This window comes from Streptomyces sp. NPDC059564, assembly GCF_042735575.1.
Lineage (GTDB): Bacteria > Actinomycetota > Actinomycetes > Streptomycetales > Streptomycetaceae > Streptomyces.
Map to the genome: position 1 here is coordinate 1 of NZ_JBHWBP010000153.1, position 16,875 is coordinate 16,875.

Below are 16,875 nucleotides of genomic sequence, written 5' to 3' on the forward strand. Positions count from 1 at the left end.
CGCCGGCTCCTACCCCCGCGTCCCCTGGCAGGACACCGACGAGGCCGCCTGGAGCTACTCCCTCGACGTGAACCTCACCGCCCACTACCGCACCTGCCACGCCGTGACCCCCGGCATGGTCGAACGCCGCTGGGGCCGGATCGTGAACATCGGCAGCGTCAACGCCCGCGCCGGACGCACGAACCTCGTCGCGTACAGCACCACGAAGGCCGGGCTACTGGGCCTGACCCGCTCTCTCGCCCGCGAACTGGGCCCGTACGGGGTCTGCGTCAACACGGTCATGCCCGGCGCCATCCAGGTCGAGGCCGAGAACGCCGTCCCCGCCCAGCAACGCGCGCGTCCGGAGGACCAGATCAAGCGACAGTGCGTCCCTCGCCGTGGACGGCCCGAAGACGTCGCGGCCCTGGTGGCGTTCCTCGTGGGCCCCTCCGCCTCGTTCATCACTGGCCAATCCGTTCGCGTCGACGGTGGCTGGCTGCTGCACTGAGACCGTCAACAAGCAAGGAGACAGACCGAAATGATCGAACGAGTCCGCGCCGTCCTCGTCACCGCTGACGACACGATGCTGGTCATCCGTCGTACCAAGCCCGACATCCCGGTGTACTGGGTCCTGCCCGGTGGTGGTGTCGAAGCCAGTGATGAGTCCCGGGAGGCCGCTCTCCACCGGGAGATCCACGAGGAGATTGCGGGGAAGCCCGACATCGTCCGCCTCCTTCACACGATGGAGTCCGAGGACGAGCGTCAGTTCTTCTACCTCGCCCACATCGCGACCTGGTCCTTCGAGGACCGCACCGGGCCCGAGTTCAGTGCCGAGGGCCGCGGCGAATACGCGCTGGAGGAGATTCCGCTGACCGTGGAGGGGCTCGACGGCATCGACCTCAAGCCCGAGGAGATCGCCCACGTCCTGCGGGGCGCCATCGGCGCCGGCATCCTTCGGGCAGAGGCTGCGAAGTAGCTGTCCGTCTTTGTCGATTTGCCGTCGGGACCAACGCCGAGGTGGGTCGGCCCCGACGGCGCCTGCGGTGTGCTGCGGCTGCTGGTGGCTGTGAGCTGCTCGGATTGGGACGGGCGTGGTTGTTGGCTGCCTTGGGGCAGCATCCCGTACCCCGAGGACCTGGCCGTCACCGTGCAAGGGGCCCACGCCGGAGCGGCCGCACATTGAATCGCGCCACCAAGCCTCGACATGACCGAGGTGCTGGGTGCCGGCCAACCAGAGGGGGGTGCGCTCAGGACCAATCGAGGAACGGGTGAGTGATGTGCCCGAGTTCTGTATCCCCTGGCCGGAGCCGCATCGCGCCGCGGTCCAGCTCCACGGTCAACGCCGCGCTCGACCTGGTCCCATGCCTGTCCACGGGATCGGTGAGTCGATCTTCTTCGGCCAGTGTGCCCGTCGTCGGCGTAGGCGGACGCATACAGGGGGAGTGATGATCGCGCGATGGGGGTGATCTCGGTCGCGCGGGCGGTTCTCCTGATGATCCTGCCCGCAGAGCTGCCGTCTTGGGGAGGATCCGATGTCTGCACACCGTCCGTCCGTCTACTCCGCGTCGCGGAGGGCCGCGCTTTCCGTCACCGCCGCCCTGGCTTCCGCATGCGGCCTGGTCATCGCCTTACCTGGCCAGGCGTCGGCCGCCCCGTCGATCACCTGCACCGTCAACTTCGTCGAGGTGTCGGGGTCGACGATCCACGGCACCAGCGGTGACGACACGATCCGCTGCGGGGAAGGCGTCGTGCGCGGTACGTCCGTTGAAGCCGGGGCCGGGAACGACACGATCATCGTCCTGGGCGAGACCTCGTCGGGCACCCCGAGCGGCAACGGCCAGATCGGCAACGACGGGACCATCGACGGCGGCCCCGGCAACGACACCATCTTCGTCAGGGGCGGCTCCGGCGACAGCGGATACGTGACCGACCGCGGCGGGAACGGCGGGGACGGCAACAACCGGACCATCCTCGGCGGAGGCGGCATCGACCACATCACCGTCCTCGGCGGCGGCGGAGGCGAGGGAGGGATCAAGAGGGGAGACGGCGGCACCGGCGGCATCGGCAACGACGGCTACATCAACGCCCAGGGCACCGTCATCGCCGGCGGCGGCCCCGGCGGGAACGGCAGCGCCTCCGGCGAAGGCGGCAACGGAGGCCACGGCACCGACGGAGTCACCCAAGTCACCGGGACCGTGGACATCCGCGGCGGCAGGGGAGGCAGGGCCGGTCACCAGGGCGAGGAAGGCGGCAACGGCGGCCACGGCAACAACGACCAGCTCGTCGTCACCGGCCCCACCCTTCCCGCCGGCACCCTCCTGGGAGGCAACGGCGGCCCCGGACGCCCCGGCGGCGGCGCCGGACTGGCCAACAACGGAGCCCTCACCGGCGACGTCACCGCCTTCGACGGCACCGTCGGCCCGACCCTCCCCTGACCCGGCCACACACCCCGGTGGCGGCCGGACTCCGCGGGCCCTGAACGGCTCGTCCTCCGACAGCACACGGGAGACCGCGGGCACGCCTCGTTTGCCCCGACGTTCAATCCCTGACCCACGGTGCAAAGCAGGCCGGGCGCGAGGAGCTCGCCGCGCGCTCGGGGTCGTACTGAGGGGGCTTGACGCCCAGGACGGGGTTCTCCGTGTAGATGCCGAGGCGGGGTAGGCGTCCAGGAGGACTGACTTCACCTTGTCGAAGGCGTTGGACTGGGTGGCGAGGCCTGCGCCGTTGCGTTCCATGGTGCGGATGAAGCCGTCGACGACCTTGTGGTCGAAGGTGCTCATCCGGCGGCTGCCGAGCGTCGGGAGGATGTGGTGCTCGAGCAGGGAGTCCAGGGTGCGGAGCGAGGACTCGGCGAGGTCGCGCTGGCCGGCCTTCCACTCCGCGGTGTACTCGCGGAACTGCATCGCGCCGTACTTCTGGACGCGGTCGGCCTTGCTCCGGTTCCGGGGAGCGGCCTTCTTGTCCTGGTAGATCGCGGTGAGGCGGGCGATGGCCTTCTCCTGAGTGGAGAAGCCCGCCTCCTCGGTCTGCTTCCCGGCCGCGTTGCGGTAACGGAGCGTGTAGTCGTGCGGGCACTTCGACCAGCGGGACTGCGGGTGCTCGCAGTCCTTGTAGAAGGTGCCCATGCCATGGGGCAGAGACTTCGTTGCCATGCGGTGTGGGACTCCTGGGGCGCCAATGCTGACCTTTTGCTGACCCCAGAGGCTCCAATCCATTCCTGATCTGCACGAAGACGGATATCTCGTGTTACGTTTTGGAACTGGATCGGCTGGAGCCAGGCGGACATCGAGGAGTTCCGCGACGCCTGGACGAACGGCACCCGCTACGGCGAGGTCAAGGGCTACGACGGCCCCCCATCCCCGCTCCGCAGCTCCCGCCGGTGCCGCTGAAGGCACCGGACCGGGTGCGCTGACGCATCCGAGCCGACTGGGCCGGAGCTCTGGGATGACGGGCTCGGGCAGAAGGCGCGGAGGCAGGCAGGCAAGGGCGGTTGCCGAACCGGAGCCCCGGATGTGACAACCGCCGTCTGGTTTTGCGCTCTTATCCCGCTGCGATGCTTCGCTGTATGACAGCGTCCCGCATCGCCGGCCCAGGCCTGTTTCGCATTTCCGTGATCAGGTGACCGGGATGGAGGGGGCAGCTTGTTGCGGAATCGCACAAGCATGCGGGCGCCGGGTTGCAGTATGGCCTCTCAGTGACGCCGGTCGTGTGGCCGCGCGCCCCCGTCGTGCGCCAGCGCGCCTCCCGCACGTTCTTCCGCCGTCACTCACGAGGGCACATCCTCCTCACACGGCACCCCGCTCCCATCGGCGGGTGGAAGGGGGATTCCCGATGAACCGCTGACCTTTCAGGCCCTCCGAGCGCTTCGCCAGCACAGCCGCCACCATCGCCCTCAGTGCCGCAGGCGTGGCGACCGCCGCAGTACCGGCACGCCCCGATACCACCTGCCAGCAGGTCGCAGCCCCCTCGATCCCCGAGACCGCCTGGGTCGCCAGGCGACATCCAGGACATCGTCCGTGTCGGGCACCATCGGCAGAATCGTTACGCCAATCGGCGATCAAGCAAACGTCCAGTCCGTATCCAGTGGATCCGTCAACACCCGCGAAGCCGACCTCGGCTCTCCTGCGGCAACGGCAACGTAGACCGGTCCGCTCGGATTGAGTAGCTGTGATCAACGGCCAAGCACACACTGGGGAGAACCTCATGAGCGAATCCGGCTTCACTATTCCGGTGATCTACTGCCCGTTCCCGGCAAGCTCTTTCGATGACAGGAATCATCCGGAGTGGCCCCAGGTTTCACAAGAGATCTATGCCCTGATCGGCGATCTTGACGGCAGTTCGTCGATCCTTAAGGACGCCGCCGCTGGAGTGGTTCTCGGTGACTACATGGGGCGCGTTCACCCTGACGCCTCGCCCCAGGGATTAGGTCTCTCCATGATGCTCACCCTGATCTTCTTCGGTCATGACGATTGGTTGGATCAGGAGTGTAAGCAGGGCCAGCGCCTGTCACCCTTGGAGCTGAACGAATACTATGACCGGGCGCTCGAGGTGTACGACGGGGCTCCTACCGTTCCATCCGACCCGCTTATTGCACGCCTTATGGAACGCTTTGGCGTCATGGTGCGGGCGTTCAAGAGGCCTGCGGACTCGATTCGAATTCGGGTATCGCTAGAAGGGTACTTGCGGGCCCACGTATGGGAACTTGACCTCCGGAATCGCCGGGAGATGCCGCCGTTGCCGGAGTATCAGGCGATGCGCCGGAACATCGCCGCGATGCTTCTCTTTTACGACATGTACCCGCTCATCTATGATCTGAATATTCCCATCAGCACACTTGACCACCCGGTGGTCCGTCAGCTCACTCTCATGCAGGCGGACTACACCGCCTGGTGCAACGACATCTTGTCGTTCGAGAAAGAACTGAACGAGGATGACCCGCTGAATCTGCCCTATATCTTGCAGGCAGAGCGCAACTTTTCTTTGCAGCAGGCGCTCGATGCCGCCGCTGAAATGGTCAAGAAGTCGGCGATCGACTACCTCGGCCTCAAGGCGCGCCTTCCTCAACTCGGTATTCCTCTGAGTGGTGCACTCGCGGAACTTTTTGATGAGATGGAACGTACTCAGTCGCATTTCATCGCCTACCAGCAGCGGGCGCCTCGGTGGAAGTGAGCAGCGCGCTGCCCTCCGCTCGGCCGATGAGAGATCTGCCTGTGTGTGGCTGTACCGAAGGAGGTGAGGCAAATGGTGGCTACCTTAACGGCGGCTGACAGGCAGTCCCCCGGGGTGCACGAGCATCGGTATCTGCGCTGGGCAGGGGTCTTGGGGCTCTTCCCGCTCGCGATGTTCATCGCTGCGATGTTCATGAGCCGGTTTCCCTACCCGGGCAATAATGTCGACGGGCACGAGTATGTGGACTATATGCTCCACAACCGCACCGGGGAGCTGCAGGGGATCCTGGCGTCCGGCTATGCACTGATACTGCTGACGGTCATGATGCTCCTGGCCATCGTGTACATGAAGCGGGCAGGACGGCTCACGGTCAGCGGGCTCACGATGATCACCACGATGGTGATCAGCGCCGCACTTTATATGATGGCGTCAGGCCTGTTCGCTGCCGCCACTCTGTACATCCGGGGATATCCGACGTTCGGCAGCGCCCCACAGGACTACCGCCTGATGACGTTCGTATGGGACGCCGTCAACGTGATCTACTGGCTGGGCGTGTTGGTACGGGGGCTGGCCTGGGCCGCCCTGGCCGTTGCCAACCGCTCCTTCCCCCTTCTCCCCCGGGCGCTCGGTGGTTGGGGCGCGGCTGCCGTCGCCGCAGTCAACTTGGTCTGCGTCGGAGCCCTGTTCGTCCCCACCGGCCCCTGGGGGCCATCAGGCGTCTACATCACTTTCATCGCCGAAGGTGCTGCAGAGGGTTGGATCCTGGTCACCGCCGTCTACCTGCTCAGGGCGACACGACGGATGGCCGCCGGCTCCTCTGACCCGCTTCCGCAGGTAACGGACTGACTGGCCGGCCAGCGGCTTGACCTGCACTTTCAATTTCGCCAACAGAGTCGGGGAGGGTGAGGGCGATGACCACCACTTCGGAGTCGGGGACGTGGACCGTGGCGACCGCACCGGGAGCGTTACCGGTGGCCGGGCATGCCCTGCAGTTAGGCAAGGGGCTGCTGGCCTTCTTCGCCGGCCTGCCCACCCATGGGGATCTGGTCGAGATCCGGATCGGTCCCAGCCGTGCCTTTGTGGTCTGTCACCCCGATCTGCTCCGGCAGGTCCTGCTGGATGACCGTACCTTCGACAAGGGCGGCTTCGTGTGGGACAGGGTCAGGCAGACCTTGGGCAACGGCCTGGCGGCCTGCCCGCATCGCGATCACCGATGGCAGCGGCGGCTGATGCAGCCGGCCTTCAACCGGGACCGCCTGCGTGGGTACACCCCGTCGATGACGGAGCAGATCGGCATCCTGACCGACCGGTGGCGCGACGGCGAGGTGATCGATGTGCCCGCCCAGATGCACACGCTCACCAGCCAAGCGACCTTGCGCACGCTGCTCACCGCCGATTGTGTCGCCCCGGCCGCGGCCACCGTCGTGGAGACGCTGCCCGACTTCCTGCACGGGATCTACCGGCAGATGCTGATGCCGACGCTCCTGCACCGGCTGCCGACCCCGGCCAACCGCCGTTTCAACCAGGGCAACGCACGGCTGCACGCCGCGGTGTCCGACGCGGTCCGCGCCTACCGGCAGGTCGCCGGCGAACACGACGATCAGTCTGAGGATCTCCTGTCGGCACTGCTGGCAGGGCGCGACCAGGACGACCGGCCGCTCACCGACGCCCAGATCTGCGACCAGGTCATCACCCTGCTCATCGCCGGGATCGAGACCGCCGCCTCCACCCTGGCGTGGGCGCTGCACCTGCTCGCCACCCACGAGGACATCCAGCAGCGGCTCTCCACCGAAACCAGCACCGTACTCGGCAACCGGCCCGCGACCTGGGACGACCTGCCCCGCCTGGAACTGACCGGACACGTCCTCACCGAAACGCTGCGCCTGTACCCGGCCGCTTGGATCCTCACCCGCGTCACCAGCACCGACACCGAACTGGCCGGACAGCCACTTCCCGCCGGCACCACCCTGGTCTGCAGCCCCTACCTCATCCAGCGGCGCGCCGATGCGTTCGCCAACCCGGAACGTTTCGACCCCGACCGGTGGCGAGCCGACCACACGCCCCGCCCACCGCGCCACGCCTACGTCCCGTTCGGAGCCGGTGCCCGCCAATGCATCGGTGACAACTTCACCATGACGCTGGCATCCCTGGCACTGGCCACCATCACCGCCCGCTGGCGCCTCGACCCCACCTCCGACACCCCCGTTCGCTGCTCTGCCGCTGCCACCCTCCAGCCGCAGTCCCTCCGACTGCGCCTCCACCGGCGGAGTCCCCTACCGATCGTGTAGGTGGCCGAGGAGCAGTGCCGGGCGAGACCGGCGGGCAGGACCGAGACAGACCGCGTAGCTACTGACCAGTGATTGCGGGGGCAACATGACGTATCACCGATTACCCACGCACGGCCGGCGGCCCAGCACGGCGGGGGACACCGTCCCGCTGGACCTGTCCGGCATCCGCCGCATTGTTGACATCGGCCTTGCCGACTTCCTGGACGACAGGGTGCATACGGCTGTCGACGGCCGTATGCCGTCAGAAGTGCCCCGGCTGCTCAAGGGGTTCTTGGAGGCCGGGGGCAAGCGCCTTCGCCCCCTGCTGTGTGTGATCGGCTGGCATGCAGGCGGTGGCCATGGCGATATCGCCCCCGTGTTGCAGGTGGCGGCCTCACTTGAGCTCTTCCATGCCTTCTGTCTGATCCACGACGACGTGATGGACGGCAGCCGCACCCGTCGAGGTCGGCCGACCGTGCACCGGGCCCTGGCCGACCAGCACGCCTCGGGCCGCAGCCGCGGTGATGCCGAGCGGTTCGGGACCAGCGGCGCCATCCTCGTCGGCGATCTCGCCCTGAGCTGGTCCGACGAACTCGTCCACGCTGCCGGGCTCACCGCTGCCCAGTTCACGCGCGTGCTGCCGCTCATCCACGAGATGCGTACGGAGGTCATGTACGGGCAGTACCTCGACATCGCCGCTACCGGATCACCCACAGGCGACCTGGACCGTGCACTGGCGATCGCCCGCTACAAGACCGCCAAGTACACCGTCGAACGCCCCTTGCACATCGGCGCCGCCCTCGCCGGCGCCCCCGGCGAACTGTGCGCCGCCCTCAGCAACTTCGCCCTCCCGATCGGCGAGGCCTTCCAGCTGCGCGATGACCTCCTCGGTATCTACGGCGATCCCGCCACAACCGGGAAGCCCTGCACCGACGACCTGAGGGACGGCAAACACACCGCCGTCGTGGCCATCGCCCTCCAACGCGCTGACCGGGACCAACGGCAGGCGCTGACCAGCCTCATCGGCGATGCGGACCTGGACGAGGACGGGCTTGACCGCGTGCGCGGCATTCTGAGCATCACCGGCGCCCGCCACGCGGTCGAGCAGATGATCCAAACCCGCTGCGAACAAGCAGACCAGGCCCTCGACCAGGCACTGTTCCCGCCCACAGCCCACCACGCCCTGAGAACCCTCGCACGGTCCGTGACAGGGAGGACCGCTTGACCCCCACCCGGCCACTGCCCCCGGTTCTCGGTGACGCCATGAGGAGTGAAGTATCACAACTCGCCGACCTGTCACCATCGTTGTACGACATAGCTGCCGTTTCCCTGGTAGCAGGCCCCCAGCAAGCCCCGTGTGTGGACTGGCTGCTGGAACACGCGACGACCGCGTACACCTGGGGAGCGTCCGTGCGCCTGTGCTGGTTCGACGCCTACTTGTCCACGTACGCCGCTGCCGTCGCGCTCCGCAACGCCGGATTACCGCAGCTTGCCGACCGGGCGTGCGCGTCTCTCCCCGGGATGGCGCCGGCCGGCCCCTCGCCCGCGCCGGAGACCCTGACGTTCGGCGGACTTGTAGACACACTCGACCGGATCAGCGCCGCACGGGGCTGGCCCCTGCCCGCCCATCCCTCCCCCGTACGCGCCATCATGGATCGCGAGCGTACGAAGTGGGAACGCATGCGCCTGTGGCCGGACTTCTACAACCCGTCGTTGTCCATCGCCGGCTACTGCGCGGAACGGGCGTACGGGGACCCGGCTGTTGACGCCGCCCGGTTCCTTGAAGTCTTCCAAGCTCCCAACGGGTCCATCGCGAACTCCCCGGGCGCGTCGGCCGTCTTCCTGCTGGAGTGCGAACGCCGCAGCCGGCGGTTGGACGCCAAGCGTCTGGCCCAGCTCCGGCAGTACCTCCACTCGCGCGTTCCCGCGAACATCGGCTACCTGGACCAAGTACCGCACTTCGTTACCGCATGGACGGTCATGTTCCATCACGAGCTGGGCACGCAGGATCCCCCTCCCTGCGCACCCGGCGCCCTCGACGAGCTCTCCCGAGACCTGTTCCACCCCTCGGGGCTCCTGTGCACCGTGGGCGCCGGAGCCACGATTCCCGGCGACACCGACAGCACCGCATGTACGGCCATCGCCGCCACCATCGCCGGCCGTCCCGCGCCGAAGGCTGCGGCCCTCGACAAGATGATCGGTTCCGGCGGTGCCTACCGAACCTTCCTCTTCGAACACGACCCCTCCCTCACCACCAACATTCACATGGCGGCACTGCTGGACCTCGAAGGCGACCGCGACCGGCTCCTCCCCGTGCTGCGCTGGCTTCACCACCAGACCGCGCAGAACCCAGGCCAGGTCTGCAAGTGGCACCTCTCCCAGGCCTACACGCTGGGTGAGATGACCCGTGTCATGTCCAAAATCAACCACCCCCTGGCCCGAACCCTGTGCACAGACGCCTCGGAACGTCTCACCCGTACCCAGAACAGCGACGGCGGGTGGGGGATCGACGGCTCGACAGCCGAGGAAACCGCCTATGCCGCCATCGGCCTGGCCGCGGCGGCAGGGTGCGGACTCGCCGGCCCTGACTGGGACCGTACGTTGCGACGTGCACACAGGTTTCTTTCCACGCACGAGCCCCGGCTGACGCCACGATGGCTGGGCAAGACGCTCTACTGCGTCCAACCCCTCGTGCACGTCCTGCACGCCGTAGCCGTCCGCCGCACCGAAGCGATGTGCGTTGGGGAGTAGGTCCACAGGACCTGCCCGCGTCGAGAAGAGCACATCGACCTGCACGCCCCTGACGACAGTTACGGGAGCCGACGTGAAGGACCCCGGTCCGATCCCCACAGCAGCCGGGGGGCTGCCGCTGCTGGGCCACCTCGTGCCGCTGCTACGGAACCCCCTCGAGTTCCTCACCCGTCTGCCCCGGCACGGAGACCTCGTACGAGTCCGTCTCGGCCCGCTGCAAGCGCTCGTGGTCTGCGACCCGGCCCTCGTCAGCCACGTCCTGCGCGATGAACGGACCTTCGACAAGGGCGGACCGGCCTTTGACCGGGCCCGGGAGGTCGCCGGCAACGGCCTGGTCACTTGTCCGCACAGTGACCACCGCCGTCAGCGGCGCCTGATCCAGCCCGCCTTCCACCCCACCCGGCTCCCCGGCTACGCCCAGGCCGCCACCACCCGGACCGCCGAGGCAACCGGATCCTGGCAGGACGGCGAGATCCTCGACGTGCTCGCCGTCGCACAGGAACTCACCGCCAGGATCACAGTCGACACCCTCTTCTCGACCACGCCGCCACCTGACCTGCTCACCCAAGCCCTCGACGACCTCAACACGATCTTCAACAACATGTCCGTGCGGATGGTGACACCGCCTCCGCTGGACCGGCTGCCCACCCAACGCAACCGCCGCTACCACCAGGCGAGGGCCCGCCTGCCCCGCACCCTCCACCACCTCGTCACCGAACGCCGAGCCACCGGCATCGACCACGGCGATCTACTGTCGATGCTCCTGACGGCCCACGACCACGACTCCGGGCCCGCCGAACAGATGCTGACCGATGACGAGATCACCGAACAGATCGTCACATTCTTTCTGGCCGCGACCGAGACGTCCGCAGCCGCCCTGGCGTGGGCGCTGCACTTGCTGGGACAGCACCCCGAGATCGAGAAGCGGCTGCACGCCGAGGTCGACACCGTCCTCGGCGGCCGTCCGGCCACCCACGCCGACCTGTCCCGCCTGGATCTGACGGGCCGCATCCTCACGGAGACGCTGCGTCTGTGGCCTCCCGCCTGGTTCCTCACCCGCAGGTGCACAGCCGACACCCACCTGGGCCGGTACCCGGTTCCCATCGGGACGACCATCTTCTACAGCGCCCATCTCTTACACCGCCAAGCCGACCTGTATCCGGACCCCGACCGCTTCGACCCCGACCGGTGGGCATCCGACCACCTCCTACCTCCGCGGCGCGAGGCGTTCATCCCCTTCGGGGGCGGAGCGCGCAAGTGCATCGGGGACAGGTACGCCACCAACGAGATGGTGCTCGCCCTGGCTACCATCACCACCCGCTGGCGCCTGCAACCCCTCCCCGGTTCGCGCGTCCGCCCCATCCTCGGCGCCGCCATGAGCCCCGGCGGGCTGCGAATGCGCGCGGTGAACAGGGAGCTGCGGCAATGACGGGCTCGGGCCCGGCGGATGACCCCTCCGTGCCGCCGGCTGTCACCGTGCCGGACCGACTTGAAACGTGGCTTGAAGAAGGCAGGAAACGACCATGGAACCATCAGCCCGTACCTCCCACGAACCCCGCTACGGGGCGGGTCTCCTTGACCACCAAATTCCCCTGGAGGCGCGGCGGCTGCGAGCCCTGGAGGACTTCGCCGACCCCGGCACACGCACGATGCTGGACGGTCGGGGCCTCGCGGCGGGTTGGCGCTGCCTGGAGTTGGGGGCCGGGGCCGGTTCCGTCGCCCGCTGGCTGGCCACGCGGTGCGCGCCCGGCGAGGTGGTGGCCACCGACCTGGACACCAGCCTGCTGCCCAAGGACGTACCGAACCTGACCGTGCTGCACCACGACGCGGTGCGCGAGGACCTCCCTGCGGCGTCCTTCGACCTCGTCCACGCCCGCGCGCTTCTGGAGCACCTGCCCGAACGCGAGGAGGTGCTGGCCAGGATGGTGCGCTGGACGGTGCCCGGCGGCTGGGTGTGCGTGGACGGGATGATCATGCTTGTGCCGCCCGGCTCTGCCCGCAACGCCTACCACCGCTGCCTGAACGGGCTCATTGCCTTGGGGGCGGGCAGCATGCGGGCCGACGCCGGGTGGGCCATCGCCCTGCCCCGCCTCCTGGCCCATGCCGGCCTGGAAGAGGTCGACGTGCAGTGCACTCCGGGCCGGGTGGGTCCCGGTGGCAACGCCGACCTCCTATTACGGCTCACCCTCGAACAGACCGGCATCGCCATGGTGGACCAGGGCCTCATCCAGCCGCAGGACCTCACCGACTGCACCCACCTGCTGGACAACCCCCGTTACACCGACCTCGCCTTCTTGGTCGTGTCCTCCTGGGGCCGGCGCCCACACCCACACTCCTGAACCTCCCGGAACGGATTTGTGATCGAAGGTGCTCATCCGGCGGCTGCCGAACGTGGGGAGGACGTGGTTCTCGAAGGACCGCAGAGTGCGCAGCGAGGACTCGGCGAGGTCGCGCCTGCCGGCCTCCTCGGTCTGCTTCCCGGCCGCGTTGCGGTATCGGATCGTGTAGTCGTGCGGGCACTTCGACCAGCGGGTCTGCGGGTGCTCGCAGTCCTTGTAGAAGGTGCCCATGCCGTGGGCGAGCGACTTCGTTGCCATGCGGTGCGGGACTCCTGGGGCGCCAATGCTGACCTTTTGCTGACCCCAGAGGTTCCCATCCATTCCTGACCTGCATGAAGACGGATATCTCGTGTTACGTTCCGAAACTGGATTGGACGGTCCCAAGAGGAGATCGCAGGCTTCCGCGCGGACTGGATGAACAGGACCCGCTACAGCGAGGTCAAGGGCTAGGACGGAGCTCCGATTCCGGCTCCGGGAACTTCCTCCAACTCGCCTGAAGCCCGGGGGAGGGGTGCGCTGAACTGTGCCTATGGCCTCAAGGCAAGGCCCGGGGTAGTGGCCGCGCTGTCGATCCGCTTCTGGAGGTTCGTCGTATGTCTGCGAGGCCTCTGGAAGCACCTCCCGGTCTTGAGGCCGAGTGTCGTGTGAAGCGGACCGTGGTCAGATGCAGTCGGACGAATGCTGACCCTTCGCTGACTCTACTGGCGCGTAGTTCGATGTCGGGGGCGACCCTTCTGGGGCACGCGTGTGTGGAACGTCGACGCCGGGGGCGCCCGCGTCCCCTCGGATGCTGATCAACATCCAACTCGCCACGAGGTGACCTGAAAGATTTCCCGGCTCGAGGCAACCCTTTGCGGGGCCTGTGACCACAAGGAAGTAGATCCGGCCAGTTCCGCTGTCCGGATCCGCCTTTCTCTCGTGAACAGTTCGCAAGGAGAACGTCTACCCATGAGCAACCCCCCGAACGGCGGGCGCCGCGGGCGTCACCGCCGGCGCTGGAGCGCCACCGCTCTGCTGCTCGGCATGCCCCTCGGCGCCGTGTCGTACTTCGTGTTCATAGTCGAGGACTCCCAGGCCGCGACGGTCGATGGCGGTGCCTACTACAGGCTGGTCTCGGTACGCAGCGGCAAGGTGATGGACGTCAACGGCTTCTCCACCGCCGACGGCACCCGTATCCAGCAGTGGACCGACCAGAACACCGCCAACCAGCAGTGGAAGCTGAGGTCCACCGGGGACGGCTACTACGAGCTGGTGAACCGCAACAGCGGCAAAGTGCTGGGCGTAGCGGGCGATTCGAACGCGCAGGCGGCTGCCGTCGAGCAGCAGACCGACGGCTCCTCCGTCTCCCAGGAGTGGCGGATCGACGGTGTGGGCGGTTCCGACGCCGTCACCTTCACCTCCCGCAGGAGCGGACAGGTCCTGGACGTCTCCGGAGGCTCCACGGCCGAGGGCGCCGCAGTCATCCAGTATCCCGGCAAGGGCAGCACCAACCAGCAGTGGAAGCTGGTGAAGACAGCCGAGACCCAGGCGGCAGGGCCGTATCGGTGGAGCAACGCCCAGGTGGCGGGCGGCGGTTACGTCACCGGGCTGGTGTTCAACCCGCGGGAGAAGGGTCTGCTCTACGCGCGCACCGACATGGGCGGCGCCTACCGCTGGGACACCGCGGCCGAGCAGTGGATCCCGCTGACCGACTGGGTCGGTGAGAAGGACTGGAACCTGCTGGGCATCGACTCGTTGGCCACCGACCCCGTCGACCCCGACCGGCTCTACCTCGGGGCGGGCACCTATACCAACGAGTGGGCCGGCAACGGCGCGATCCTGCGCTCCACCGACCGGGGCCGCACCTTCAAGCGCACCGAGCTGCCCTTCAAGCTGGGCGGCAACGAGCCCGGCCGCGGCGCGGGCGAACGGCTGGTGATCAACCCCGCGGACAACGGCACCCTGCTGCTGGGCACCCGCAAGAACGGCCTGTGGCGCAGCACCGACCACGGGGCGACATGGAGCCAGGTCTCCTCGTTCCCCGTCAAGGACGGGGCCGGCAGCGGCGCGGGCATCTCGTTCGTGACGTACGGCCCGGCCGGCAGCAAGACGGTCTACGTCGGCGTAGCCGACAAGTCCACTTCCCTGTACCGCTCCACCGACGGCGGCAGCACCTGGCAGGCCGTCTCCGGGCAGCCCACCGGCCAGCTGCCGCAGCACGGCGTCCTTTCCGGTGACGGCTCGCTGTACGTGACGTACACGAACACCGTCGGACCCAACGACGTGACGGCGGGGTCGGTGTGGAAGTACACGCCGGCCGGCGGAGTGTGGAAGAACGTCTCCCCGTCCCAGGGCGGCTACGGATTCTCCGGGCTTGCCGTCGACCCGCAGAATCCGTCCACGGTGATGGTCACCACCCTCGACCGCTGGTGGCCCGAGGACGAGATCTACCGGACCACCGACGGCGGTACGACCTGGAAGGCGCTGGCCGGGAAATCGGTACGGGACGCCTCCGCCGCTCCCTACGTCGGTACCGGCATCGGGCACTGGATGACCGCCCTGGCCATCGACCCCTTCAACCCCGGGCACGTGCTGTACGGCACCGGCAACGGCATCTGGCGAAGCAAGGACGCCACCGCCACCGACAGCGGCGGCACCAGCCACTGGACCGTGGGGGCCCGAGGGCTGGAGGAGACCGCGCTGGCGGACGCGATCGCCCCTCCCGGCGGCGCCACCGTCATCACCTCCATGGGCGACCAAGGCGGATTCCGCCACGACTCCCTGACAGAGGTGCCCGCCGGGCGGATGGAGAACCCGGCGATGCTCCACAGCACCGACATCGATTTCGCCCAGTCCAACCCCTCGATGATGGTCCGGGTCGGGAAAGCCGGTGCGCAGGACGGCGCCTACTCCGCCGACGGCGGCCGCAGCTGGAACGGCTTCAAGGCAGAGCCGGTGGCCGGCGCCGACAGCGGCCACATCGCGCTCGCGGCGGACGGCTCCACCATCGTCTGGACCGAGGCCGGCCAGGTCCCGTACCGCTCGACCGACAAGGGGACGACCTGGTCGAAGGCCGGCGGACTGGGCACCGACGCCGTGGTCGTCGCCGACCGCTCCTCGGCCAGTACCTTCTACTCACTGGCCGGCGGCACGCTCTACGCCAGCACCGACGGCGGCGCGACCTTCACCGCCCGCGCCACCAGCCTGCCCCCCGGCCGGCTCACGGCCGTGCCCGGCGTCGCCGGGGACCTGTGGATCGCCGACGGCGGCAAGGGGCTGCTGCACTCCACCGACGGCGGCCGCACCTTCACCACGCTCACCACGGTGAAGTCCGCCTCCGGCCTCGGATACGGCAAGGCCGCACCGGGCGCCTCCTACCAGGCCCTGTACCTGATCGGCACTGTCAAGGACGTCACCGGAGTCTTCCGCTCCACCGACAAGGGCGCCACCTGGCTCCGCATCAACGACGACGCCCACCAGTGGGGCAACTTCGCCAGCCTCGGCATCGTCACCGGCGACCCCGACATCTACGGTCGCGTCTACATCGGCACCAACGGACGCGGTCTCCAGTACGGCGACCCTTCCTGACCCCGAAGCCCGAGCGGGGCCGCAGGCACAACGGCCTGCGGCCCCGCCATGGCTGACGGATCACGCCATCGGCTGGTTCCACCTGCGTCCCGAGCCGGGGGCCCGCGGGACGAAGCCGAACTCGGCTGCCGGCTGTGGCAGGCCGCTTGGGGCCAGGGTTATGCCACCGAGGGCTCGCGGGCCTTTTTCGAGATCGCCAAGGAGCAGGGGGAGCAGCAGGAGCGACGGCGCTGACACGGCGGACCTACCCTGTCGGGGTGAAGCCGCCCCAGACCGAGAGGGCGCCGCGGGGGCCGTTGGCATCGACGCGGTAGCCGTCGTGTGCGGCCTCGCGTTCGCCGGCTGCGTGGTTGTATTGGCCGGCGAAGACATGCTGTCCGGCCGGAACCGTACGGCCCGGCTTGAGGATCCAGCGGTAGACCACCGCTCCGCCCTCCTGCTGCACGGTGACGGTGAAGTCCTCGGCGGGCAGCGTCCGCCAGCTGCCGGTGCTCTGCACTCCGCCGGTCTGCGTGATGCGGAGTTCCATGGTGAGTGTGGTGAGCGGCTGGGTGGTCTTGAGGGTGATGTTGCTCTGCGCCCAGTAGGTGTTGCTGCCCGCGTCCAAGGACCCGGCCGACGACAGGGGCCCGTCCTGAACGTGCGCGCTGCCGGGCCGGGCCGAGCCCGTGCCGCCTGACGCCGCAGGGCCAGGGCTCGTCGAGGACGAGCGGTCCGGCGTGGTCGGGCCGCCGGTGGCGGGCGGCGAGGGCGTCGAGTGGGGAGTCCCGGGCGCGGACGGCGCGGCGGGCGCTGATGGCGAG

The 16,875-nt window shown here is 68.2% G+C and carries 13 protein-coding genes and 2 pseudogenes; 14 read left to right on the forward strand and 1 reads right to left on the reverse strand.

Features of this window, described 5'->3' with window-relative positions:
• From ACFV0Q_RS23960 to ACFV0Q_RS24025, 14 genes and pseudogenes are all read left to right on the forward strand, one after another.
• Positions 1 to 487, forward strand: a 487-nt coding sequence (locus ACFV0Q_RS23960; protein ID WP_385008381.1) for an SDR family NAD(P)-dependent oxidoreductase, incomplete at its 5' end; no start/stop codon positions are given.
• 30 nt (positions 488 to 517) lie between these two features.
• On the forward strand, positions 518 to 955 hold the full coding sequence (locus ACFV0Q_RS23965; protein WP_385008382.1) for an NUDIX domain-containing protein: 438 nt from the start codon (positions 518 to 520) through the stop codon (positions 953 to 955).
• Positions 956 to 1,511: 556 nt separating this feature from the next.
• Positions 1,512 to 2,414: a hypothetical protein gene (locus ACFV0Q_RS23970; protein WP_385008384.1), complete on the forward strand. Its 903-nt coding sequence runs from the start codon at positions 1,512 to 1,514 to the stop codon at positions 2,412 to 2,414.
• Between the two features lie 810 nt (positions 2,415 to 3,224).
• A pseudogene (locus ACFV0Q_RS23975) lies at positions 3,225 to 3,391 on the forward strand (pirin family protein); the annotation flags it as partial.
• A gap of 791 nt (positions 3,392 to 4,182) precedes the next feature.
• Positions 4,183 to 5,148, forward strand: a complete 966-nt coding sequence (locus tag ACFV0Q_RS23980) for a hypothetical protein (protein WP_385008385.1) — start codon at positions 4,183 to 4,185, stop codon at positions 5,146 to 5,148.
• A 72-nt stretch (positions 5,149 to 5,220) separates the two neighbouring features.
• The gene (locus tag ACFV0Q_RS23985; protein ID WP_385008386.1) at positions 5,221 to 5,994 is read left to right on the forward strand and encodes a hypothetical protein; all 774 of its coding nucleotides are present in this window, start codon (positions 5,221 to 5,223) and stop codon (positions 5,992 to 5,994) included.
• 65 nt (positions 5,995 to 6,059) lie between these two features.
• Positions 6,060 to 7,436 carry a cytochrome P450 gene (locus ACFV0Q_RS23990; RefSeq protein WP_385008387.1) on the forward strand — a complete coding sequence of 459 codons (1,377 nt, stop codon included), beginning with the start codon at positions 6,060 to 6,062 and terminating at the stop codon, positions 7,434 to 7,436.
• An 85-nt stretch (positions 7,437 to 7,521) separates the two neighbouring features.
• The gene (locus ACFV0Q_RS23995; protein WP_385008388.1) at positions 7,522 to 8,640 is read left to right on the forward strand and encodes a polyprenyl synthetase family protein; all 1,119 of its coding nucleotides are present in this window, start codon (positions 7,522 to 7,524) and stop codon (positions 8,638 to 8,640) included.
• Between the two features lie 134 nt (positions 8,641 to 8,774).
• Positions 8,775 to 10,166: a hypothetical protein gene (locus ACFV0Q_RS24000; RefSeq protein WP_385008389.1), complete on the forward strand. Its 1,392-nt coding sequence runs from the start codon at positions 8,775 to 8,777 to the stop codon at positions 10,164 to 10,166.
• 73 nt (positions 10,167 to 10,239) lie between these two features.
• Positions 10,240 to 11,595 carry a cytochrome P450 gene (locus ACFV0Q_RS24005; protein ID WP_385008390.1) on the forward strand — a complete coding sequence of 452 codons (1,356 nt, stop codon included), beginning with the start codon at positions 10,240 to 10,242 and terminating at the stop codon, positions 11,593 to 11,595.
• Positions 11,596 to 11,689: 94 nt separating this feature from the next.
• Positions 11,690 to 12,505: a class I SAM-dependent methyltransferase gene (locus ACFV0Q_RS24010; RefSeq protein WP_385008391.1), complete on the forward strand. Its 816-nt coding sequence runs from the start codon at positions 11,690 to 11,692 to the stop codon at positions 12,503 to 12,505.
• Positions 12,506 to 12,856: 351 nt separating this feature from the next.
• Positions 12,857 to 13,025, forward strand: a pseudogene (locus ACFV0Q_RS24015) (pirin family protein); the annotation flags it as partial.
• 428 nt (positions 13,026 to 13,453) lie between these two features.
• The gene (locus ACFV0Q_RS24020) at positions 13,454 to 16,072 is read left to right on the forward strand and encodes an RICIN domain-containing protein (RefSeq protein WP_385008393.1); all 2,619 of its coding nucleotides are present in this window, start codon (positions 13,454 to 13,456) and stop codon (positions 16,070 to 16,072) included.
• A 48-nt stretch (positions 16,073 to 16,120) separates the two neighbouring features.
• The gene (locus ACFV0Q_RS24025) at positions 16,121 to 16,306 is read left to right on the forward strand and encodes a GNAT family N-acetyltransferase (RefSeq protein ID WP_385008394.1); all 186 of its coding nucleotides are present in this window, start codon (positions 16,121 to 16,123) and stop codon (positions 16,304 to 16,306) included.
• Positions 16,307 to 16,316: 10 nt separating this feature from the next.
• Here ACFV0Q_RS24025 and ACFV0Q_RS24030 read toward each other — a convergent pair whose 3' ends face one another.
• Positions 16,317 to 16,679, reverse strand: coding sequence for a hypothetical protein (locus tag ACFV0Q_RS24030; RefSeq protein ID WP_385008395.1), 363 nt, complete (start codon positions 16,677 to 16,679; stop codon positions 16,317 to 16,319).
• Between the last annotated feature and the right edge of the window lie 196 nt (positions 16,680 to 16,875).

Excerpts from the sequence above, each read along its gene's own strand:
- ACFV0Q_RS23970 (WP_385008384.1), top strand. The coding sequence starts at position 1,512 with ATGTCTGCACACCGTCCGTCCGTCTACTCCGCGTCGCGGAGGGCCGCG.
- ACFV0Q_RS23980 (WP_385008385.1), top strand. The coding sequence starts at position 4,183 with ATGAGCGAATCCGGCTTCACTATTCCGGTGATCTACTGCCCGTTCCCG.
- ACFV0Q_RS24020 (WP_385008393.1), top strand. The coding sequence starts at position 13,454 with ATGAGCAACCCCCCGAACGGCGGGCGCCGCGGGCGTCACCGCCGGCGC.
- ACFV0Q_RS23990 (WP_385008387.1), top strand. The coding sequence starts at position 6,060 with ATGACCACCACTTCGGAGTCGGGGACGTGGACCGTGGCGACCGCACCG.
- ACFV0Q_RS23965 (WP_385008382.1), top strand. The coding sequence starts at position 518 with ATGATCGAACGAGTCCGCGCCGTCCTCGTCACCGCTGACGACACGATG.
- ACFV0Q_RS23985 (WP_385008386.1), top strand. The coding sequence starts at position 5,221 with ATGGTGGCTACCTTAACGGCGGCTGACAGGCAGTCCCCCGGGGTGCAC.
- ACFV0Q_RS24025 (WP_385008394.1), top strand. The coding sequence starts at position 16,121 with ATGGCTGACGGATCACGCCATCGGCTGGTTCCACCTGCGTCCCGAGCC.
- ACFV0Q_RS23995 (WP_385008388.1), top strand. The coding sequence starts at position 7,522 with ATGACGTATCACCGATTACCCACGCACGGCCGGCGGCCCAGCACGGCG.
- ACFV0Q_RS24010 (WP_385008391.1), top strand. The coding sequence starts at position 11,690 with ATGGAACCATCAGCCCGTACCTCCCACGAACCCCGCTACGGGGCGGGT.